The sequence below is a fragment of the Streptomyces sp. NPDC102514 genome (assembly GCF_055584525.1).
This window is the reverse complement of sequence record NZ_JBVJLW010000006.1, coordinates 102,873-119,717: the sequence shown is the minus strand read 5'-3', so window position 1 is coordinate 119,717 and position 16,845 is coordinate 102,873. Positions and strand designations below refer to the sequence as shown.

Annotated in this window: 14 protein-coding genes; 2 read left to right on the top strand and 12 right to left on the bottom strand. The window is 70.2% G+C overall.

Features of this window, described 5'->3' with window-relative positions; translation table 11 throughout:
• Positions 1–204: 204 nt before the first annotated feature.
• From ACZ60E_RS17325 to ACZ60E_RS17300, 6 genes are all read right to left on the bottom strand, one after another.
• Entirely contained in the window at positions 205–1,920 is a 1,716-nt protein-coding gene (locus ACZ60E_RS17325; protein ID WP_469441338.1) for a beta-N-acetylhexosaminidase, read from the bottom strand.
• 1 nt (position 1,921) lies between these two features.
• Positions 1,922–2,803, bottom strand: coding sequence for a carbohydrate ABC transporter permease (locus ACZ60E_RS17320; protein ID WP_384805306.1), 882 nt, complete (start codon positions 2,801–2,803; stop codon positions 1,922–1,924).
• A gap of 5 nt (positions 2,804–2,808) precedes the next feature.
• A complete protein-coding gene (locus ACZ60E_RS17315; protein ID WP_469441790.1) occupies positions 2,809–3,735 on the bottom strand; it encodes a carbohydrate ABC transporter permease in 927 nt (308 codons plus the stop codon).
• Positions 3,736–3,842: 107 nt separating this feature from the next.
• A complete protein-coding gene (locus tag ACZ60E_RS17310) occupies positions 3,843–5,156 on the bottom strand; it encodes an extracellular solute-binding protein (RefSeq protein WP_469441337.1) in 1,314 nt (437 codons plus the stop codon).
• A gap of 365 nt (positions 5,157–5,521) precedes the next feature.
• Positions 5,522–5,836: a DUF3039 domain-containing protein gene (locus ACZ60E_RS17305; RefSeq protein WP_314411964.1), complete on the bottom strand. Its 315-nt coding sequence runs from the start codon at positions 5,834–5,836 to the stop codon at positions 5,522–5,524.
• A 29-nt stretch (positions 5,837–5,865) separates the two neighbouring features.
• Positions 5,866–6,438: a YqgE/AlgH family protein gene (locus tag ACZ60E_RS17300; RefSeq protein ID WP_210882211.1), complete on the bottom strand. Its 573-nt coding sequence runs from the start codon at positions 6,436–6,438 to the stop codon at positions 5,866–5,868.
• Positions 6,439–6,689: 251 nt separating this feature from the next.
• Here ACZ60E_RS17300 and murA point away from each other — a divergent pair, with 251 nt between their 5' ends.
• Positions 6,690–8,036, top strand: coding sequence for a UDP-N-acetylglucosamine 1-carboxyvinyltransferase (murA, locus tag ACZ60E_RS17295; RefSeq protein ID WP_189775097.1), 1,347 nt, complete (start codon positions 6,690–6,692; stop codon positions 8,034–8,036).
• A 108-nt stretch (positions 8,037–8,144) separates the two neighbouring features.
• On the opposite strand, the gene ACZ60E_RS17290 is transcribed toward murA, so the two are convergent.
• From ACZ60E_RS17290 to ACZ60E_RS17265, 6 genes are all read right to left on the bottom strand, one after another.
• On the bottom strand, positions 8,145–8,426 hold the full coding sequence (locus tag ACZ60E_RS17290; protein ID WP_007382399.1) for an HU family DNA-binding protein: 282 nt from the start codon (positions 8,424–8,426) through the stop codon (positions 8,145–8,147).
• An 848-nt stretch (positions 8,427–9,274) separates the two neighbouring features.
• On the bottom strand, positions 9,275–10,690 hold the full coding sequence (locus ACZ60E_RS17285; protein WP_267028814.1) for an NAD-dependent malic enzyme: 1,416 nt from the start codon (positions 10,688–10,690) through the stop codon (positions 9,275–9,277).
• Between the two features lie 436 nt (positions 10,691–11,126).
• A complete protein-coding gene (locus ACZ60E_RS17280; protein ID WP_469441333.1) occupies positions 11,127–13,607 on the bottom strand; it encodes a HelD family protein in 2,481 nt (826 codons plus the stop codon).
• 142 nt (positions 13,608–13,749) lie between these two features.
• Positions 13,750–14,523, bottom strand: a complete 774-nt coding sequence (locus tag ACZ60E_RS17275; RefSeq protein ID WP_384805251.1) for an anti-sigma factor family protein — start codon at positions 14,521–14,523, stop codon at positions 13,750–13,752.
• 38 nt (positions 14,524–14,561) lie between these two features.
• The gene (locus ACZ60E_RS17270) at positions 14,562–15,083 is read right to left on the bottom strand and encodes a sigma-70 family RNA polymerase sigma factor (RefSeq protein WP_010039908.1); all 522 of its coding nucleotides are present in this window, start codon (positions 15,081–15,083) and stop codon (positions 14,562–14,564) included.
• 217 nt (positions 15,084–15,300) lie between these two features.
• Complete coding sequence (locus ACZ60E_RS17265; RefSeq protein WP_469441331.1) at positions 15,301–15,894, bottom strand: CGNR zinc finger domain-containing protein; 594 nt, start codon at positions 15,892–15,894, stop codon at positions 15,301–15,303.
• 402 nt (positions 15,895–16,296) lie between these two features.
• On the opposite strand from ACZ60E_RS17265, the gene ACZ60E_RS17260 reads away from it, so the two are divergent.
• The gene (locus tag ACZ60E_RS17260) at positions 16,297–16,761 is read left to right on the top strand and encodes an anthrone oxygenase family protein (RefSeq protein ID WP_469441787.1); all 465 of its coding nucleotides are present in this window, start codon (positions 16,297–16,299) and stop codon (positions 16,759–16,761) included.
• Positions 16,762–16,845: the final 84 nt, after the last annotated feature.

The following is a 16,845-nucleotide window of genomic DNA, read 5'->3' as shown; positions in this document are numbered from 1 at the left end:
GTGGCAACTCTGGCACATCTTCCCGGTTCCCCGACGCGGGGGTCCGCTAGGAGGCATTCCTACCCGCCACCAGCGGATGGTCCGTTTTCGCACCACATCGCCCGCCGGAGTCAATTGGCGGTTTTCGTAGCCTCTTGGGTGTCTTTCTCCGCGGGGGCCGCCGTCCCGCGGTGCCGCGCCGGACGACACCCTCCGGGAGCCGCCTCACACGTTCGGGGGCGGCCCCTCGATCGGGCGTCCGAGCACCCCGGGGCGCCGCTGCCAGGGCAACGGCCCGGCGGGTGGCCGGTAGGCGACTCCCAGGGCGTCAAGTCGCGCGTAGTGCGCGGTCATTCGCTCCTCGAAATCCGCGAAGTCGCGTTCCGCGGGCGGGGGCAGGGCGCTCCAGGCGACCTCCGCGAAGGCCACGAGCCGCGGGAACGCCTGGTAGTCCACGCGGGCCCGGTCCTCCATCACCTCGGTCCACAGGTTGGCCTGAGTGCCCAGCACGTGCCGCGCCTGAGCGGGGGTCAGCTCCGGTGGAACGGGTTCGAAGCGGTAGACGTCCTCCAGGGTGCGCACGAAACCGATGGGCACGGGCTCGTCGGGTCCTTCGGCCTGCCGGTGGTCGAGGTACACCTGCTGCTCGGGGCACATGACGACGTCGTGGCCGGCCCGTGCCGCCGTGATGCCGCCCCGGTAGCCGCGCCACGAGGAGACGGCGGCGCCGGGGGCGAGTCCACCCTCCAGGATCTCGTCCCAGCCGATCAGCCGGCGTCCTCGCGCGCTCAGCCAGTCGTCGAAGTGGCGGATGAACCAGGACTGCAGTTCGTCCTCGTCCGCGAGGCCCAGTTCGGTGATCCGCGCCTGTGCGGCGGGGGACGCCTTCCACTGGTCCTTGGCGCACTCGTCGCCGCCGACGTGGATGAACTCCGAGGGGAACAGGCCGAGGAGTTCCTCGAAGACGCCCTCGTAGAAGCGAAGGGCGTTGTCAGTGGGTGCGAGTACGTTTTTGGAGACGCCCCAGGTGTCCCAGACGGAGAGGGAGTGCGTGTCGATGACATCGGTGTTGCCGAGTTCCGGATATGCGGCGATGGCGGCCTGCGAGTGCCCCGGGATGTCGATTTCGGGGACGACGGCGATATGCCGTTCGGCGGCGTACGCGACGATCTCGCGGATGTCGTCCTGGGTGTAGAAGCCCCCGTGCGGCTTCTCCTCCCAGTCGGGCGAGGCGCGATGACCGAATTTGGTGCGTGCCCGCCATGATCCGGTCTCCGTGAGCTTCGGATACCGCTTGATCTCGATACGCCAGCCCTGGTCGTCCGTGAGGTGGAAGTGGAAGACGTTGAGCTTGTGCGCGGCCATCAGGTCGAGTTGGCGCAGGACGCCGTCCTTCGGCATGAAGTGCCGCGAGACGTCGAGCATCAGACCGCGCCAGCCGAATCGCGGTGCGTCCTCGATGGTCCGGTTCGGGACGACGTGGGTGACGCCCGGCCGGACGGGTGCCCGCCGGAAGGCTTCGGGGCCGATGAGCTGACGCAGTGTCTGGGCTCCCCAGAACACTCCGGCGCCGCTTCCGCCGCGGATCTCGATGCCCCGTCCGGAATCGGCGTCGAGTACGTAGGCCTCCGGCGGGAGGGACTCGTCGATACGCAACCGCACGGTGTTCGGGACGTTTTCCGCACCGGTCGCGCTTTCGGTGCCGGACGTGTTTTCGGGGCCGCCGGTGCTTTCGGGGGCGGGCGGCAGCGAAAGCCCCAGGGCGGCGCCGAGGGTGAGGCGCAGCCAGCGTTCGGTGGTACCCGTGCCGGGGCCCGCGGACAGGGTGGTGGCCGCGTCGAGCGGCACCCCCGGGCGGGCGGACTCCCGTACGGAGCGGGGCGCCGGGATCACCCCGGCCGGGGCGTCGGGGGTCGGGGCCACGGGTGTCGCGTCGCTCACGTCAGTCCTTCACCGCGCCGCCGAGTCCGGAGACCAGGCGCCGCTGTACGAGTACGAAGAAGATCAGTACGGGAATCGTCATCACCGTGGAACCGGCCATCACGCCGCCCCAGTCCGGGTCGTCGGGCTTGTAGAAGACGAGGAGGGCCATCGGCAGCGTGGACTGCGAGGTGTCGCTGATGATGAAGGATTTGGCGAACAGGAAGTCGTTCCAGGCGGAGATGAACGAGAACACGCTGGTGGCCACGAGCCCGGGAAAGACCAGCGGGAAAAGGATCTGCCACAGGAACCGCGTCCGGCTCGCCCCGTCGATGTGGGCGGCCTCCTCCAGCGCCTCGGGGACGGCCTTCACGAAGCCGCGCAGCATCCAGATCGCGAAGGGCAGGGAGAAGGCGATGTGCGGCAGGATCAGCGCGCCCAGGGTGTTGAGCTGACCGAAGTCCCGCATCTGGAAGAAGAGGGGGATCGTCAGTGCCTCGACGGGCACCATCTGGGCGACCAGGAACATGATCAGCAGGGTGGTCCGGAAGCGGAAGCGGAATCGTGTCACGGCGGTCGCGGCGAGAAACGCGATGAGCGCCGAGACGGCGACGACGGTGACCGCCACGACAAGACTGTTGAGGAAGTAACGGCCGAATTCCTGCTGCCCGAAGACCCGCCGGAAGGAATCCAGCGACGGCGAGAGCGTCCAGGGCCGGGGCTCGCTCGACTCGATCTCCCCGGCCGGTTTGAAGGCGCTGAGCACCATCCAGTAGAGGGGGAATGCGACCACCGCCGCGATCAGCAGCGCCGAGACCTCGGCGGCCAGCCGCCACGGCCGTCGCACGGAACGGCGTACGAGATTTCGCACGAATCCGGTCCGCACCGAATCGCCGGACGTCACGGAACTCACAGCTCTTCCCCCTGCCTTCGCAGCAGCCTCAGATAGACGAGCGTGACCGCCAGCAGAATCAGCAGCATCACCACTCCGATCGCCGACCCGAGGCCGTACTGGGAGGACGCGAACGCCTTTTGGTACGCGTACACGTTCAGGACGAGGTTCTGGCCCGCGATGCCGCCGCCGTTCGTCATGACGTAGATCTGGGTGAAGACCTTGAAGTCCCAGATGACCGACTGGATGGTGACGACCACGAGGATCGGGCGGAGCATCGGCGCGAGCACCGAGCGCCAGATCCGCCACTGGGAGGCGCCGTCCAGGGAGGCGGCCTCCAGGACCTCGGAGGGCACGGCGCGGATTCCGGCGTACACGGTGACCATCACGAACGGGAAGGAGCACCAGACGACTTCGAGCAGGACGAGGGCGAAGGCGCTGTACCGGCCGTACGTCCAGGAGTGGTCGCCGAGTCCCAGGACCCGGTTGACCGGGCCGAAGTCGGGGTCGAACAGGAGCAGCCACACCGTGGACCCGGTGACCGCGGGGGTCGCCCAGGCGCCGAGTGCGGCGAGCATCAGGGCGAGCCGGGGGACGGCACGGACACGTGTCAGGAGGACGGCGAGCCCGCAGCCGACCGCCAGGGTCGACACGACGCACGCCGACGCGAACACCACGGTGGCGAGCAGCACTTGCCAGAACTGCTCGTCGCGGAAGAGCGTCGCGTAGTTCCCGAAGCCCTGGAAGGACGTCGGTTCCCCGCCGCTGACCTGTGCCTGGGTGTACTCCAGGAACGAGATCAGCCCGAGCTGGTAGACGGGGTAGACGAGCAGGCCGCCGATGACGACGAGCGCGGGGGCGAGGTAGAGCCAGGGCGTCCAGCCGCCGCGGGCGAGCGGGGATCTGCGGCCCGTCGCGGGGCCGCGGCCCGGCCGGGGCGCCATCACGGCGGTCCCGGCCGACGAGCCCCGCGCGACGGGTCCGGCCGCCGGGGGCGGCCCGGGGGCGGCCTCCGGGGCGGACACCGCGAGCGGCCGGTCGGTCATCCGGCTCATCCGGCGGAGCTGAACGCGTCGTTCATCTTCTTCGCCGCGTCCTTGGAGGCGGCCTCCACGCCCTTACGTCCGCTGACGACCTCCTGGAACATCGTCGGCAGGACCAGGGACGCGTCGATCTGCGACCAGGCGGGCGAGGCCGGGACGAACTTGGCGCCGGAGCCCAGGGTCTTCACGAAGGGCTCGACGAACGGCTCGCGCTTCGCGACGTCCTGGCGCACGTCCGTGAACGTCGGCAGGAAGCCCATCGCGTCGAAGAGCGCGCCCTGCGTCTTCTTCGACGCGAGCTGTTCCATCAGGTCGACGGCGAGGGTGCGGTGGGTGGTGCTGTTGAGCACGCCGAGGTTGTTGCCGCCCGCGAAGGCGGGGGCGACCTCACCGGACTTCACCCCGGGCAGCGGGACGACCTTGTACTTGCCCTTGACCTTGCCCGCCTCGATCGCCGCGTGGCTGAAGTCGCCGCCGATGGCCATGCCGGCCTTGCCGGAGGCGAACGCCGTGACGGTGTCGTTGCCGCCCATGCCCGCGCACTTGGCGGCCGGACAGTTGTCGTCGCCGAAGAGCGAGGTGTACGCCTTGATGCCCTTCTGGGCCTCGGCGCTGTCGATGGTCGAGGCGTACGAGCCGCCCTTGCCCTCGGCCAGCTCACCGCCGTTGGACCAGATGAACGGCATCGCGCCGTACGTGTAGGCGCCGCCGACCGCGAGACCGTACAGGTCCGGCTTCGCCTGCCGGATCTTCTTGGCCGTGCTGATCAGCTCGGCCTGTGTCCTGGGGACTTCGAGGTCCAGGTCCTCGAAAATGTCGGTGCGGTAGTAAAGGGCGCGCACACCGACGAAGTACGGGGCTCCGTAGATCTTGCCGTCGACCGTGACGGACTGCTTGGCGGTCGGGTCGGTGTCCTTGGACTCGCTCCAGTCCGTGAACTCCTCGCTGACGTCCGCGAGTCCGCCGTCCTTGACGTACCCGGCGGTGTCCGTGTTGCCGTACTCGATGAGGTCGGGCGCGCTCTTGGGGTCGTTGAAGGCGGCCTTGATCTTCTCGGCGCGGGTCTCGACGGGGATGTACTGGACGTCGACCTTCGTGCCCTTGTGGGCCTTCTCGAAGGCGGTGACGACACCGTCGACCACCTTCTCCTTCGGCGCGTTGGTGACCTCCTGGAAGAGCCACACCCGCAGGGTGCCGCTCTTCTCGTCCTTGCCACCGGAGTTGTCGGACGACTCAGGGGCGCAGGCGGTCGCCGTGAGCCCGGCGACGACGAGGGCGGCGATCGGGGCGGCCATACGGGCAGAGAGGGGTGCGAGCTTCATGGGGGCGTCCTCCGGGGCGCGTTGCAGCATCTGCAATGGTGGTTTTGCGCTGCACAACACCCGGGAGGCTATGGAGTACATGAACATGCCCACAAGAGGTCTCAACCACTCTGTGACCGGCAGAAGCACTCCGTGCAACGGGCTCCCCGGACAAAGGCCCCGGATACGCCGCATACACCGACCGCGCCGCGAGCCCCGCCGGTCAGCCGGACACGACGGAGCCGCGGCGCCCCGCACCGGGGCGCCGCGGCCGTACTCCGTCGTATTCGAGCCACGCGGCGCACCGCGCGCCACGGGAGAGCGCCCCACGGCGTCGCGGGGCGTGGGGTACCGAGGCGTGGGAGACCACTAAGGCCACGGGAGCGCTACTTGCCGCCGTCCTTGCCCTTACCGCCGCCGCCCTTGCCGTCGTCGCCGCCGGCACCCATGGACTCGTAGATCTCCTTGCACATGGGACACACGGGGTACTTCTTCGGGTCCCGGCCCGGGACCCACACCTTGCCGCAGAGTGCGACGACGGGCGTACCGTCGAGCGCGCTCGCCATGATCTTGTCCTTCTGGACGTAGTGGGCGAAGCGCTCGTGGTCCCCGTCGCCGTGCGACGTCTGCGGCGTCGGCTCTACGAGGGTTCCCGTCCCAGTGCCTCGCTGGGGCTGGGTCTCAGGCTCAAGAGTGCTCATGAACGCAAGAGTACTGAAGGCGGGGGACATCAGTTGAGCGAAGGGTCGTCCGGGTACGTGGCCACCATCGCCAGTTCGTTGCGCTGACGGCGCAGCACCTCGCGCCACAGCCGTTCCGGAGCGGGCGAGGAGACGTCACCGGGCTCGGACTCGACGACGTACCAGGCGCCCTCGCCCAGTTCGTCCTCCAGTTGCCCCGGCCCCCAGCCCGCGTACCCCGCGAAGATCCGCAGGGAGCCGAGCGCCGAGGCGAGCAGCTCCGGCGGGGCCTCCAGGTCCACGAGTCCGATCGCCCCGTGCACCCGGCGCCAGCCGAGCGGCGCGCGCTCCCCGGAGGCGCCCCCAGGGATCACCGCCACCCCGAGCGCCGAGTCCAGGGAGACCGGGCCGCCCTGGAACACGACCCCGGGCTCCCCCGCGAGTTCCGCCCAGCCCGCGAGGATGTCACCCACGTCCACGGGGGTCGGGCGGTTGAGGACGACACCCAGCGAGCCCTCCTCGTCGTGGTCGAGGAGCAGCACCACCGCGCGGTCGAAGTTGGGGTCCGCAAGGGCGGGTGTGGCCACGAGCAGCCGCCCTGTGAGCGAGGACACCTCCGTCATGCGTGACATGATCCCGCATCTTCCCCGCGGACGGGGAGGCAATACCCGTAACCACGTGAATGCAGCTCAGGGCGTACTGGTGCAGGTGGAGCGCACAGGGGCGCCGGTGACCCCGCGTGTCCGATTAGGCACGGTTCGTGTTGTGGCAAAGCTATGACGTGCCTGAGAGCCCCTCGGGCTTACTGAAGGGGGGTGGGGGGCCATTACCCTTGCTTCTTCGCCTCTGTCCCACCAATCGGAACGCGAGATACATGACCGTCAACGGCTCAGACGACGTACTCCTTGTCCACGGCGGAACCCCGCTGGAGGGTGAGATCCGTGTCCGCGGTGCGAAGAACCTCGTACCGAAGGCCATGGTTGCCGCACTGCTCGGCAGTGCTCCGAGCCGGCTGCGCAATGTCCCGGACATCCGCGACGTGCGGGTCGTACGCGGACTGCTGCAGCTGCACGGGGTGACGGTCCGTCCGGGTGAGGAGCCGGGCGAGCTCATCATGGACCCGTCGCACGTGGAGAGCGCCAACGTCGCGGACATCGACGCCCACGCGGGCTCGTCGCGCATCCCGATCCTCCTGTGCGGCCCGCTGCTGCACCGCCTCGGCCACGCGTTCATCCCGGGCCTCGGCGGCTGCGACATCGGCGGCCGGCCGATCGACTTCCACTTCGAGGTGCTGCGGCAGTTCGGCGCGACGATCGAGAAGCGCGCGGACGGCCAGTACCTGGAGGCTCCGCAGCGGCTGCGCGGCACGAAGATCGAGCTGCCCTACCCGTCCGTCGGCGCGACCGAGCAGGTGCTCCTGACGGCCGTCCTCGCGGAGGGCGTCACCGAGCTGGCGAACGCGGCGGTCGAGCCGGAGATCGAGGACCTGATCTGCGTCCTGCAGAAAATGGGCGCGATCATCGCGATGGACACCGACCGCACCATCCGCGTCACGGGCGTCGACAAGCTCGGCGGTTACACCCACGCGGCCCTGCCGGACCGCCTGGAGGCCGCCTCGTGGGCTTCCGCGGCCCTGGCGACCGAAGGCAACATCTACGTCCGCGGCGCCCAGCAGCGCTCGATGATGACGTTCCTCAACACGTACCGGAAGGTCGGCGGCGCCTTCGAGATCGACGACGAGGGCATCCGCTTCTGGCACCCCGGCGGCCAGCTCAAGTCGATCGCGCTGGAGACGGACGTCCACCCGGGCTTCCAGACCGACTGGCAGCAGCCCCTCGTGGTCGCCCTCACCCAGGCCACCGGCCTCTCGATCGTCCACGAGACGGTGTACGAGTCCCGCCTCGGCTTCACGTCCGCGCTGAACCAGATGGGCGCGCACATCCAGCTCTACCGCGAGTGCCTGGGCGGCTCGCGCTGCCGCTTCGGCCAGCGCAACTTCCTGCACTCGGCGGTCGTGTCCGGCCCCACCAAGCTCCAGGGCGCCGACCTGGTCATCCCCGACCTGCGCGGCGGCTTCTCGTACCTCATCGCGGCGCTGGCGGCCCAGGGCACGTCCCGGGTGCACGGCATCGACCTGATCAACCGCGGCTACGAGAACTTCATGGAGAAGCTGATCGAGCTTGGCGCGAAGGTGGAGCTGCCGGGCAAGGCACTCGGCTGACGATCAGCCCGGCCGGCGTTCGAGGCCGTCTTTCAGCGAACCACGATGGGGCGGTACCCGGAACTCCGGGTACCGCCCCATCAGCGTTCTCAGCGAAGCGCTTGGCGCTTACTTGCCCTTGGCGGCTTCCTTGAGCTTGCTGCCCGCGGAGACCTTGACGCTGTAGCCGGCCGGGATCTGGATCGGGTCACCGGTCTGCGGGTTGCGAGCGGTACGAGCGGCACGGTGGGTGCGCTCGAAGGTCAGGAAGCCGGGGATGGTGACCTTCTCGTCGCCCTTGGCGACGATCTCACCGACGGTCTCGGCGAAGGCGGCCAGAACGGCGTCGGCGTCCTTGCGGGTCACCTCGGCACGGTCGGCCAGGGCGGCCACCAGCTCACTGCGGTTCATGTTGTTACTCCCGTGTTCTTCTTGCCGTTGAGGCGTGCCACGCGGCGGACCGCATATCGGGCACGTCGAAGCCGATGCTGCCAGGGTCCTCGGCGGTCCCCGGACCCGGGTCCGTGGCCGGACCCTCGCGCCCGAAGACGCATCCTGCCCCCACCTGCGGCGGGAAAGCCAATCCGGCACCCCTGGGAGTCACACGAAAAGCGCCACGGCCTCGAAATGGTGACGCTCCGTCCGCTCCCGGCAGCGGACCGCAGGCCCGGTTGAGGCCCTGGCGGGCCCGCAGGGACCGAGTCATGGCCGCCACCCTAGAGGCGGGCCTGCGCCGTGTGTCCGGCGACGCGCCGGTTTGGGCACGGGGTGGTAACCGTCACAGCGGCCACCTCTACGGGGCTCCGCCCCGAACCCCCGCCGCGCCGACCTTCGTCCGCGGGCCGGTGGGGGCGGGTCGCGCAGTTCCCCGCGCCCCTGAGGGCGGGGCTGCGCGCTCGTCCTCAAACGCCGGCCGACCTGAAAGGCAGGGGCGCAGCCCCGCCTTCCAGGGGCACGGGGAACGGCGCGACCAGCCCCCACCGAGCCCGCAGACAGAGCTTCCACCCCATGCGCGCAAGCGCGATGCGGGGCCCGGGGCGCAGCCCCGCTGTTCAGGGGCGCGGGGAACGGCGCGACCAGCCCCCACCGGGGCCGCAGACGAAGCCTTCCAGCCCGTCCGGCGTCTGAGGACGAGCGCGCAAGCGCGTCCCAGGGGCGCGAGGAACTGCGCGACCAGCCCCCACCGGGGCCGCGGACGAAGCTGCGAGCGTGGCGGGGGTCTGGGGGCGCAGCCCCAGGAGTGGTGGGGCGGGGCTTCCTCAGACCGTGACGCCTGCCGCCTTCGCCGCGTCGCGGACCGCCCCCGCCACCGCACCCGCGACCTTGTCGTTGAACACGCTGGGGATGATGTAGTTCGCGTTGAGCTCGTCCTCGGTCACGACCTCCGCCAGCGCCGTTGCGGCCGCAAGCATCATCTCGGTGTTGACCGTGCGGGACTGCGCGTCCAGGAGCCCGCGGAAGACGCCCGGGAAGACCAGCACGTTGTTGATCTGGTTCGGGAAGTCGGAGCGGCCGGTGGCCACGACCGCGGCGGTCTGCCGGGCGACGCCCGGGTCGACCTCGGGGTCGGGGTTCGCGAGCGCGAAGACGATCGCGTCGTCGGCCATCGCGGCCACGTCGTCGCCGTCGAGCACGTTCGGGGCGGACACGCCGATGAAGACGTCCGCGCCGCGCACGGCCTGCTTGAGCGTGCCCGTGACGCCCTCGGGGTTGGTGTTGTCGGCGATCCACCGCAGCGGCGAGTCCTCGGCGGCCTTGACCAGGTCCTCGCGGCCCGCGTGCACGACACCGTGGATGTCGGCCACGACGGCGTGCTTGACGCCCGCGGCAAGCAGGAGTTTCAGGATGGCCGTACCGGCCGCGCCCGCGCCCGACATGACGACGCGGATGTCGCCGATCGACTTGCCGGTCACGCGCAGCGCGTTCGTGAGCGAGGCGAGGACGACGATCGCTGTGCCGTGCTGGTCGTCGTGGAAGACGGGGATGTCGAGGGCCTCGCGCAGGCGGGCCTCGATCTCGAAGCAGCGCGGGGCGGAGATGTCCTCCAGGTTGATGCCCGCGAAGCCGGGGGCGATCGCCTTGACGATCTCCACGATCGCGTCGGTGTCCTGGGTGTCCAGGCACAGCGGCCAGGCGTCGATCCCGGCGAACCGCTTGAAGAGCGCGGCCTTGCCCTCCATCACCGGCAGGGCGGCCTTGGGGCCGATGTTGCCGAGGCCCAGCACCGCGGAGCCGTCGGTGACGACGGCGACGGAGTTGCGCTTGATGGTCAGGCGGCGGGCGTCCTCGGGGTTCTCGGCGATCGCCATGCAGACCCGGGCCACACCGGGTGTGTAGATCATCGAGAGGTCGTCACGGTTGCGGATGGGGTGCTTGGACGCCATCTCGATCTTGCCGCCGAGGTGCATCAGGAACGTACGGTCGGAGACCTTGCCGAGCGTGACGTCCTCGATGCCGCGGAGCTGCTCGACGATCTCTTCCGAGTGCTTCGTGGAGGACGCCGCGATGGTGACGTCGATACGGAGCTTCTCGTGGCCGGAGGCCGTCACGTCGAGGCCGGTCACCGAGCCTCCGCTGGACTCCACGGCGGTGGTGATCTGGGAGACCGCGGTTCCGCTCGCGGGCACCTCCAACCGGACCGTGATCGAGTAGGAGACGCTGGGCGCCGTTGCCATGGCCGACTTCCTCTGCTTTCACCGAAGTACTGCTAGTGCTGCGAGTACTGCTGGTTCGCGGGTTTGCCGTCCGATCGTCGCACCTACCGCGGAGTACGTGGTAGCCGCCCCGGATTGCGAACCTTTTGTTCACCACGTTCACCACGTTCACCACGAAAGAGGTCCACGTCACCGGGTGACGTGGACCTCTTTCGTGCGACTGCTGCTGTCGCTCACGTTCAATGACACCGACCCGCCATGCTCGCCTCGCGGCAAGTGGTCGCTCGTAGCGACGAAGGTTGGGCCCGGGGGCTTGGATCGGGCCGGTGTCACGTCAAAGGTAACAAACGATCCCCGTAAGGCAATTCCCGCACCGTGGGTTCACAGGGAAGCTTTACGCGGACGGGCCCCGCGGTTCACCGGGACGGGCCCCGCGATTCACGGGACCCGGTCCCCCTCAGTCCCGCAGCAGGTCCGGCACCCCGTCCGCGTCCGGCTCGTCCCGGGCCGCCGAGACGATGGTGAGCTGCTGGGTCGCCCGGGTCAGGGCCACGTACAGCACCCGCAGCCCGGCCGGTGACTCGTCGGCGATCTCCGCGGGTGAGACGACCACCGTGGCGTCGTACTCCAGGCCCTTGGCCTCCAGGCTGCCGAGGGCCACCACACGGTCCCCGAGCCCGGCGAGCCAGCGTGCGGCCTCGCCGCGCCGGTTCATGGCGACGACGACGCCGACCGTGCCGTCGACCTGGTCGAGCAGCCGGGCGGCCTCCTCCCGGACGGTCCTTGACAGGGTCTCCCGCGCGCCGCCGGAGCCCTGGCCACCTGAGCCCTGACCGCCCGCAGCGCCGCCCGCGGGCACCGCCGTGACGAAGCGGGGCTGCACGCCCGTCGAGCGGACCGCGCGCGGCGACTCGGAGCCGGGCATGGCGAGGGCCAGCACCTTGGCGGCGAGCGCGGCGATCTCGGCCGGGTTGCGGTAGTTCACGGTGAGCGTGAAGCGGCGGCGCGGACGGCTGCCGAGGGCCTCGTCACGGGCCTCGGCGGCCTCGTCCGGATGCGACCAGGACGACTGGGCGGGGTCGCCGACCACGGTCCAGGTGGCGTGCCGGCCGCGGCGGCCGATCATGCGCCACTGCATGGGCGTGAGGTCCTGTGCCTCGTCGACGATGACGTGCGCGTACTCCGTACGCTCCTGGGCCAGCCGTTCGGCCCGCTCGCGCTGCGTCTCCTCGCGCTGGGGCATGAGCTCCTCCAGGCCCGTCAGCTGGTCGAGGGGGTCGAATTCGCGCTTCTTGCGGGGGCGGGTCGGGGTGCCGACGATCGCCTCCAGTTCGTCGAGCATGGCCACGTCGTGCACGGAGAGCCCGTCCCGCTTGAGGGAGCGGGCGACCCGGCGCACCTCGCCGGGGTTGAGGATCCGCCGTGCCCAGCGCCCGAGGCGCCGCTCGTCGGCCATCGCCGCCAGTACGGCCCGCGGGGTCAGCTCGGGCCACCAGGCGTCGAGGAAGGCGATGAAGGCGTCCTCGGAGCTGACGTCCTCGTCGAACGACGAGCGCAGTTCGGCGGCCAGCTCGGGGTCGGTGTGCCGGGAGCCCGCGCCGGAGCGCGACCAGAGGGCGTCGAGCAGCAGCTTGCGGGCGCGCGGGCGCAGCAGGTTCACGGGCGCGGTCCCGGAGAGCGCGTTGTTGCGGATGCGGTCCAGTTCGGGCGCCTCCAGTTCCAGCCGGCGCCCGAAGGCGACGACACGGAGCCGGGTGGGGGTGGCGGCGGGGGCCCGCGTGCCGGTCTCGTCGTCCTCCTCGCCGTCCTCGCCCTCGTCGCCGAACGAGAGCTGCCCGGCCGAGAGCTGCCCGGCCGGGGCGGGGGCGCTGTTCCCGCCGGGCGCGCCCGGCGTCTCCAGTGCCCCGCGCGCCGCCTGCCGCAGCACCTTGAGCATCCGGTAGGAGCCCTTGGCGCGGGCGACGGCGGGTGCGTCGTACTGCGTGGCCTCGGCGCCGTCGACCAGGGAGCCGACCGCGCGGATGGCGACCTGGCCCTCCTCGCCGAGGGACGGCAGGACGCCTTCGGTGTACGCGACGAGCAGGGGCGTGGGCGAGACGATCAGGATGCCGCCCGCGTACCTTCTGCGGTCCTGGTAGAGCAGGTAGGCGGCCCGGTGCAGGGCCACCGCGGTCTTCCCGGTGCCGGGGCCGCCCTCCACGTACGTGACGGACGCGGCGGGGGCTCTGATGACGAGGTCCTGCTCGGCCTGGATGGAGGCGACGATGTCCCGCATGGTGTGGCTGCGGGCCTGGCCGAGGGCGGCCATCAGGGCGCCGTCGCCGATCACCGGGAGTTCGTTCCCTGCGAGGGTGGCCGTGAGTTCCGGGCGCATCAGGTCGTCCTCGACCCCGAGGACCTTGCGGCCCTTGGAGCGGATGACCCGACGGCGTACGACCCGGCCGGGGTCGACCGGGGTGGAGCGGTAGAACGGCGCGGCCGCGGGGGCCCGCCAGTCGATCACCAGCGGCGCGTACTCGGCGTCGAGGACGCCGATACGGCCGATGTGGAGGGTCTCCGCGATGTCGGCGGTGTTGTCGGGGCGGACGGCTCCCTCGGCGGGTTCGACCGCCGTGTACGCGCCGTCCGGGCCCTTCTTGCCGTCCTTGCCCTGGAGGAGGTCGATCCTTCCGAAGAGGAAGTCCTCGAACTCGTTGTTGAGGCGGTTGAGATGGATCCCCGCCCGGAACACCTGCGCGTCGCGCTCCGCGAGTGCCCCGGGCGTGCCGACCTGGCCGCGCTGGGCGGCGTCGTTCATCAGGAACTCCGCCTCGTGGATCTTTTCCTCAAGACGCTGGTACACCCGGTCGAGGTGTTCCTGTTCGACGCCGATCTCCCGGTCGCGTACGGAGTCGCCTACCGGATCGAGCGCCATTTCCTGCTGAACCTGAGCGGCCACCGGGCCCCCTTCTGACGTGCATGGCAGCCGTCAACCGTACGCGAAGGGGAGCCCGTCAGGCTACGTTTCCGCTCTTGATCCACTTACCGGTCGACTTCGCGCCGGCTTTCCCGCCGGCCCGCACGTGACCTCGTCGGCCGGTTCACGCGTCGACCTCGACCAGTTTGTCGCCGTCGAAGGTGACGACCTCGAAGTGGTCGATGTCGGCGTCGCTCATCGCCACGGCGCCCTGCAGATAGAGCGGATTCCTGGCCAGCTCGGTGGCGGCGCCCTTGATTCCGTAGCCCCACTTCGGGACGGTCCAGGTGGTCGCCGTCTCCCGCTCGCCGCTCTTGCTGACGGCGACCAGAGAGCACTTCTGCGGGCCCTTGACGTTCTTCAGCTGGAGGGCGATACCCGTGCCGTAGGGCTTGCTCTCCATGCCGACCGCGGCGTTGACCTGGGTGCTCGCGTCGGTGGCCTCGACCTTGTCCTTCATCCCCGTGAACACCTGCTTGGCGGGGCTGACGGACGCCAGAGGCTTGGCCTCCTGCGCGGTGTCGCCGCCGGCGGTGGCCGCGATCGCGGCGATCGGGCCGCCGATGATCAGCGAGGCCGCGAGCCCGAAGAACAGACGCCTGCTCTTCTTGGCCTTGACGCGCCGCTCGACCACTTCGCCGACCAGCCGGTCGGAGAGCTGTGGGCTCGGGCGGACGGCCAGTGTCTCGCCGATGGCCGGTGTGCCCCGTGTGCCCGGCAGATCCGCGAGGGCGGCGAGCATCGGCTCCATGCCCGCGAGTTCGTCGAGCTGCTGCCCGCACCACTCGCAGGTGGCCAGATGCGCCTCGAACTCGGTCGCCTCGGCGTCGTCGAGGATGCCCAGCGCGTAGGCCCCTACCGTCTCGTGCAGATCTCCCTGCCCTTGCGAACTTTGCATGGGTCCAGGACTACCCGTTCCGTATCCCCCGTATGTGCTCATGCCGTCACCCCCCGCTCCTCCAGTGCGAGCTTCATCGAACGCAGGGCATAGAACACCCGTGAGCGCACCGTGCCGCTGGGTATCCCCAGGGTTTCGGCGGCTTCGTTTACGGTACGCCCCTTGAAGTACGTCTCGACCAGTACCTCCCGGTGCGCGGGGGTCAGGTCGTCGAGCGCGTCAGAGAGTGTCATCAGCCACAACGCCTTGTCGATCTCGTCCTCCGCGGGAATGACCTCCAGCGGCGACGGGTCCACCTCCTGCGGCCGGGCCTGCCGGCTGCGGTGCCCGTCGATGACGATGCGCCGAGCGACCGTCACCAGCCAGGGGCGTACCGAACCGGTCGCTCGGTTGAGCTGACCGGCGTTCTTCCACGCGCGGATGAGCGTCTCCTGCACGACGTCCTCCGCCCGCTGCCGGTCCCCGGCGACCAGCCGCAGCACATAGGCGAGCAGGGGCCCCGCGTGTTCCCGGTACAGCGCACGCATCAGCTCCTCGTCGGGTTCCGAGGGCTGGGACATGCGATGTCGGGCCCTCGGCGATCGTTCATCGGCCACGGCGGAATCCTTGCGCACGCCTACCTCCGGTGTCCGGGGGATCCCCCAGTCGGTCGCTCATCTCCGGATACGGGTGCGGGCGTTGCGCTGTTCAAAGTGAATGGAATTCTTTGTGAGGAGCGTGAGGATTTCTCCTCCTCATCTGCTCCACAAGTGCTTCACGAGGGATCCACGGCAGATCCTAAGCCCGTGCGAGGGCTGCTCTGCGCCGGTGCCTGGCCACCCGCTCACGGTTTCCGCACACCTCACTGGAGCACCACCTGCGACGACGCCCTCTGGACGTATCCAGGTAGACGATGGGGCAGTTGTCTCCCTCACACTGCCGGATGCTCGCACGGGCGGCCGGATCCGTGAGGAGCTCCACCGTGTCACGGGCGACCGCCGCGAGGAGCGCCGCGCAGGTCGGCGGGGAGCACAGGGCGCGTACGAGCGAGCCGCCCGCGTCCCACACCGCCAAGGGTACGGGCGGTGCGGCGCGGGCGAGTTCGTTGACCCGGGCCAGCGCGACGACGAAGGACCGCGAGTCCCTGGACGGCTCCTGGCGTACCAACTGTCCTATATGGCCGCGCAGTTCACGAAAGCCCACGATCCAGGAGGAGTCGGCCGACGCGAGGGGCGTACCCGCCGGGACGAGTCCGGATCCGGTGATCCAGGCCCGCAGCGGCTCGGCCGAGTCGAGCCGTTCCTCGGGGTGCGTGGTCGCCAGGAGATCGAGACAGATCCGCCCGGAGTCGAACCGCAGCTCGTACGGGGCCGTGGCCGTGCCCAGTGCCATGTGCCTGTCACCGCCTTGGGGTTGCCGCCAGGAGGGGCCGGTGAGGGATCGCGGGAGGTGCGTGGAAGGTGCGTGGGAGGTCGTGGGGTGGGGGTCCGCCAGAGGGCCGCGCGTGGCCCTTGAGGGGGCCGCGCAGGGCTCGTACCCCTACAGTGCCTTCCCCCGCGCGCGGCGGGAAGCCCCACGCCGCCCCGTACCCGCCCGCGCCGTCCGGCCACCGGCCCCGCGCCGGCCGGGCGTTGGACGTCCGCTTATGCCGGTGCGCGTCCGAACCATGTCGTCCGGGTCCCGCCCGGCGCTTGACTCGACGGCATGACGACCGACGCAGAGAACGGGACAGCGGAGAGCGGCAGGGAGCGGGGCAGGGCCGCCGGGGGTGTGCTGGCCGCGGCCGCGGTGGCCATGGGGCTGATCGCCGGGCTGTTCTACGCGTTCGCGTGCAGCATCATGCCGGCGCTGGCCCGCAGCGACGACCGTGTGTACGTCGAGGTCATGCAGAACATCAACGACGTCATCCAGAACCCGGTGTTCTTCCTGAGCTTCCTCGGCGCGCTGCTGCTGACGGCGGTCTCCGCCTGGCAGCTGCGCGCCTCACCGCGGGTGCGCGTGTGGGTGTTCGGGGCGCTCGTCGCGTACGGGCTGGCGTTCCTGCTCACCGTGGTCGTGAACATCCCGCTGAACGACGGCCTCATGGACGCCGGGAATCCGGCGACGATGGCCGACCCGGCGGCCGTGCGCGAGGAGTTCGAGGACCCGTGGGTGGCCTGGAACGCCGTACGGGCCGTGCTGTGCACGCTCGCGCTGACCCTGCTGGCACGAGCGCTGACGCTGTACGGCCGCCACGTCCGCCCCGGACGCCGGACATAGGCGTACGCGCCGGACGCAGGCGCACGTGTCAGACGTAGAGGTACGTGTCAGATGTCGGCGTACGTGTCAGATGTCGGCGTACGC

What these genes read in the sequence shown, in the direction of transcription:
- ACZ60E_RS17300 (WP_210882211.1), bottom strand. Translation starts at nt 6,438, where the DNA reads ATGACGGAGGTGTCCTCGCTCACAGGGCGGCTGCTCGTGGCCACACCC.
- ACZ60E_RS17260 (WP_469441787.1), top strand. Translation starts at nt 16,297, where the DNA reads ATGGGGCTGATCGCCGGGCTGTTCTACGCGTTCGCGTGCAGCATCATG.
- ACZ60E_RS17285 (WP_267028814.1), bottom strand. Translation starts at nt 10,690, where the DNA reads ATGGCAACGGCGCCCAGCGTCTCCTACTCGATCACGGTCCGGTTGGAG.
- ACZ60E_RS17310 (WP_469441337.1), bottom strand. Translation starts at nt 5,156, where the DNA reads ATGAAGCTCGCACCCCTCTCTGCCCGTATGGCCGCCCCGATCGCCGCC.
- ACZ60E_RS17265 (WP_469441331.1), bottom strand. Translation starts at nt 15,894, where the DNA reads ATGGCACTGGGCACGGCCACGGCCCCGTACGAGCTGCGGTTCGACTCC.
- ACZ60E_RS17270 (WP_010039908.1), bottom strand. Translation starts at nt 15,083, where the DNA reads ATGTCCCAGCCCTCGGAACCCGACGAGGAGCTGATGCGTGCGCTGTAC.
- ACZ60E_RS17290 (WP_007382399.1), bottom strand. Translation starts at nt 8,426, where the DNA reads ATGAACCGCAGTGAGCTGGTGGCCGCCCTGGCCGACCGTGCCGAGGTG.
- ACZ60E_RS17275 (WP_384805251.1), bottom strand. Translation starts at nt 14,523, where the DNA reads ATGCAAAGTTCGCAAGGGCAGGGAGATCTGCACGAGACGGTAGGGGCC.
- ACZ60E_RS17305 (WP_314411964.1), bottom strand. Translation starts at nt 5,836, where the DNA reads ATGAGCACTCTTGAGCCTGAGACCCAGCCCCAGCGAGGCACTGGGACG.
- murA (WP_189775097.1), top strand. Translation starts at nt 6,690, where the DNA reads ATGACCGTCAACGGCTCAGACGACGTACTCCTTGTCCACGGCGGAACC.
- ACZ60E_RS17315 (WP_469441790.1), bottom strand. Translation starts at nt 3,735, where the DNA reads ATGGCGCCCCGGCCGGGCCGCGGCCCCGCGACGGGCCGCAGATCCCCG.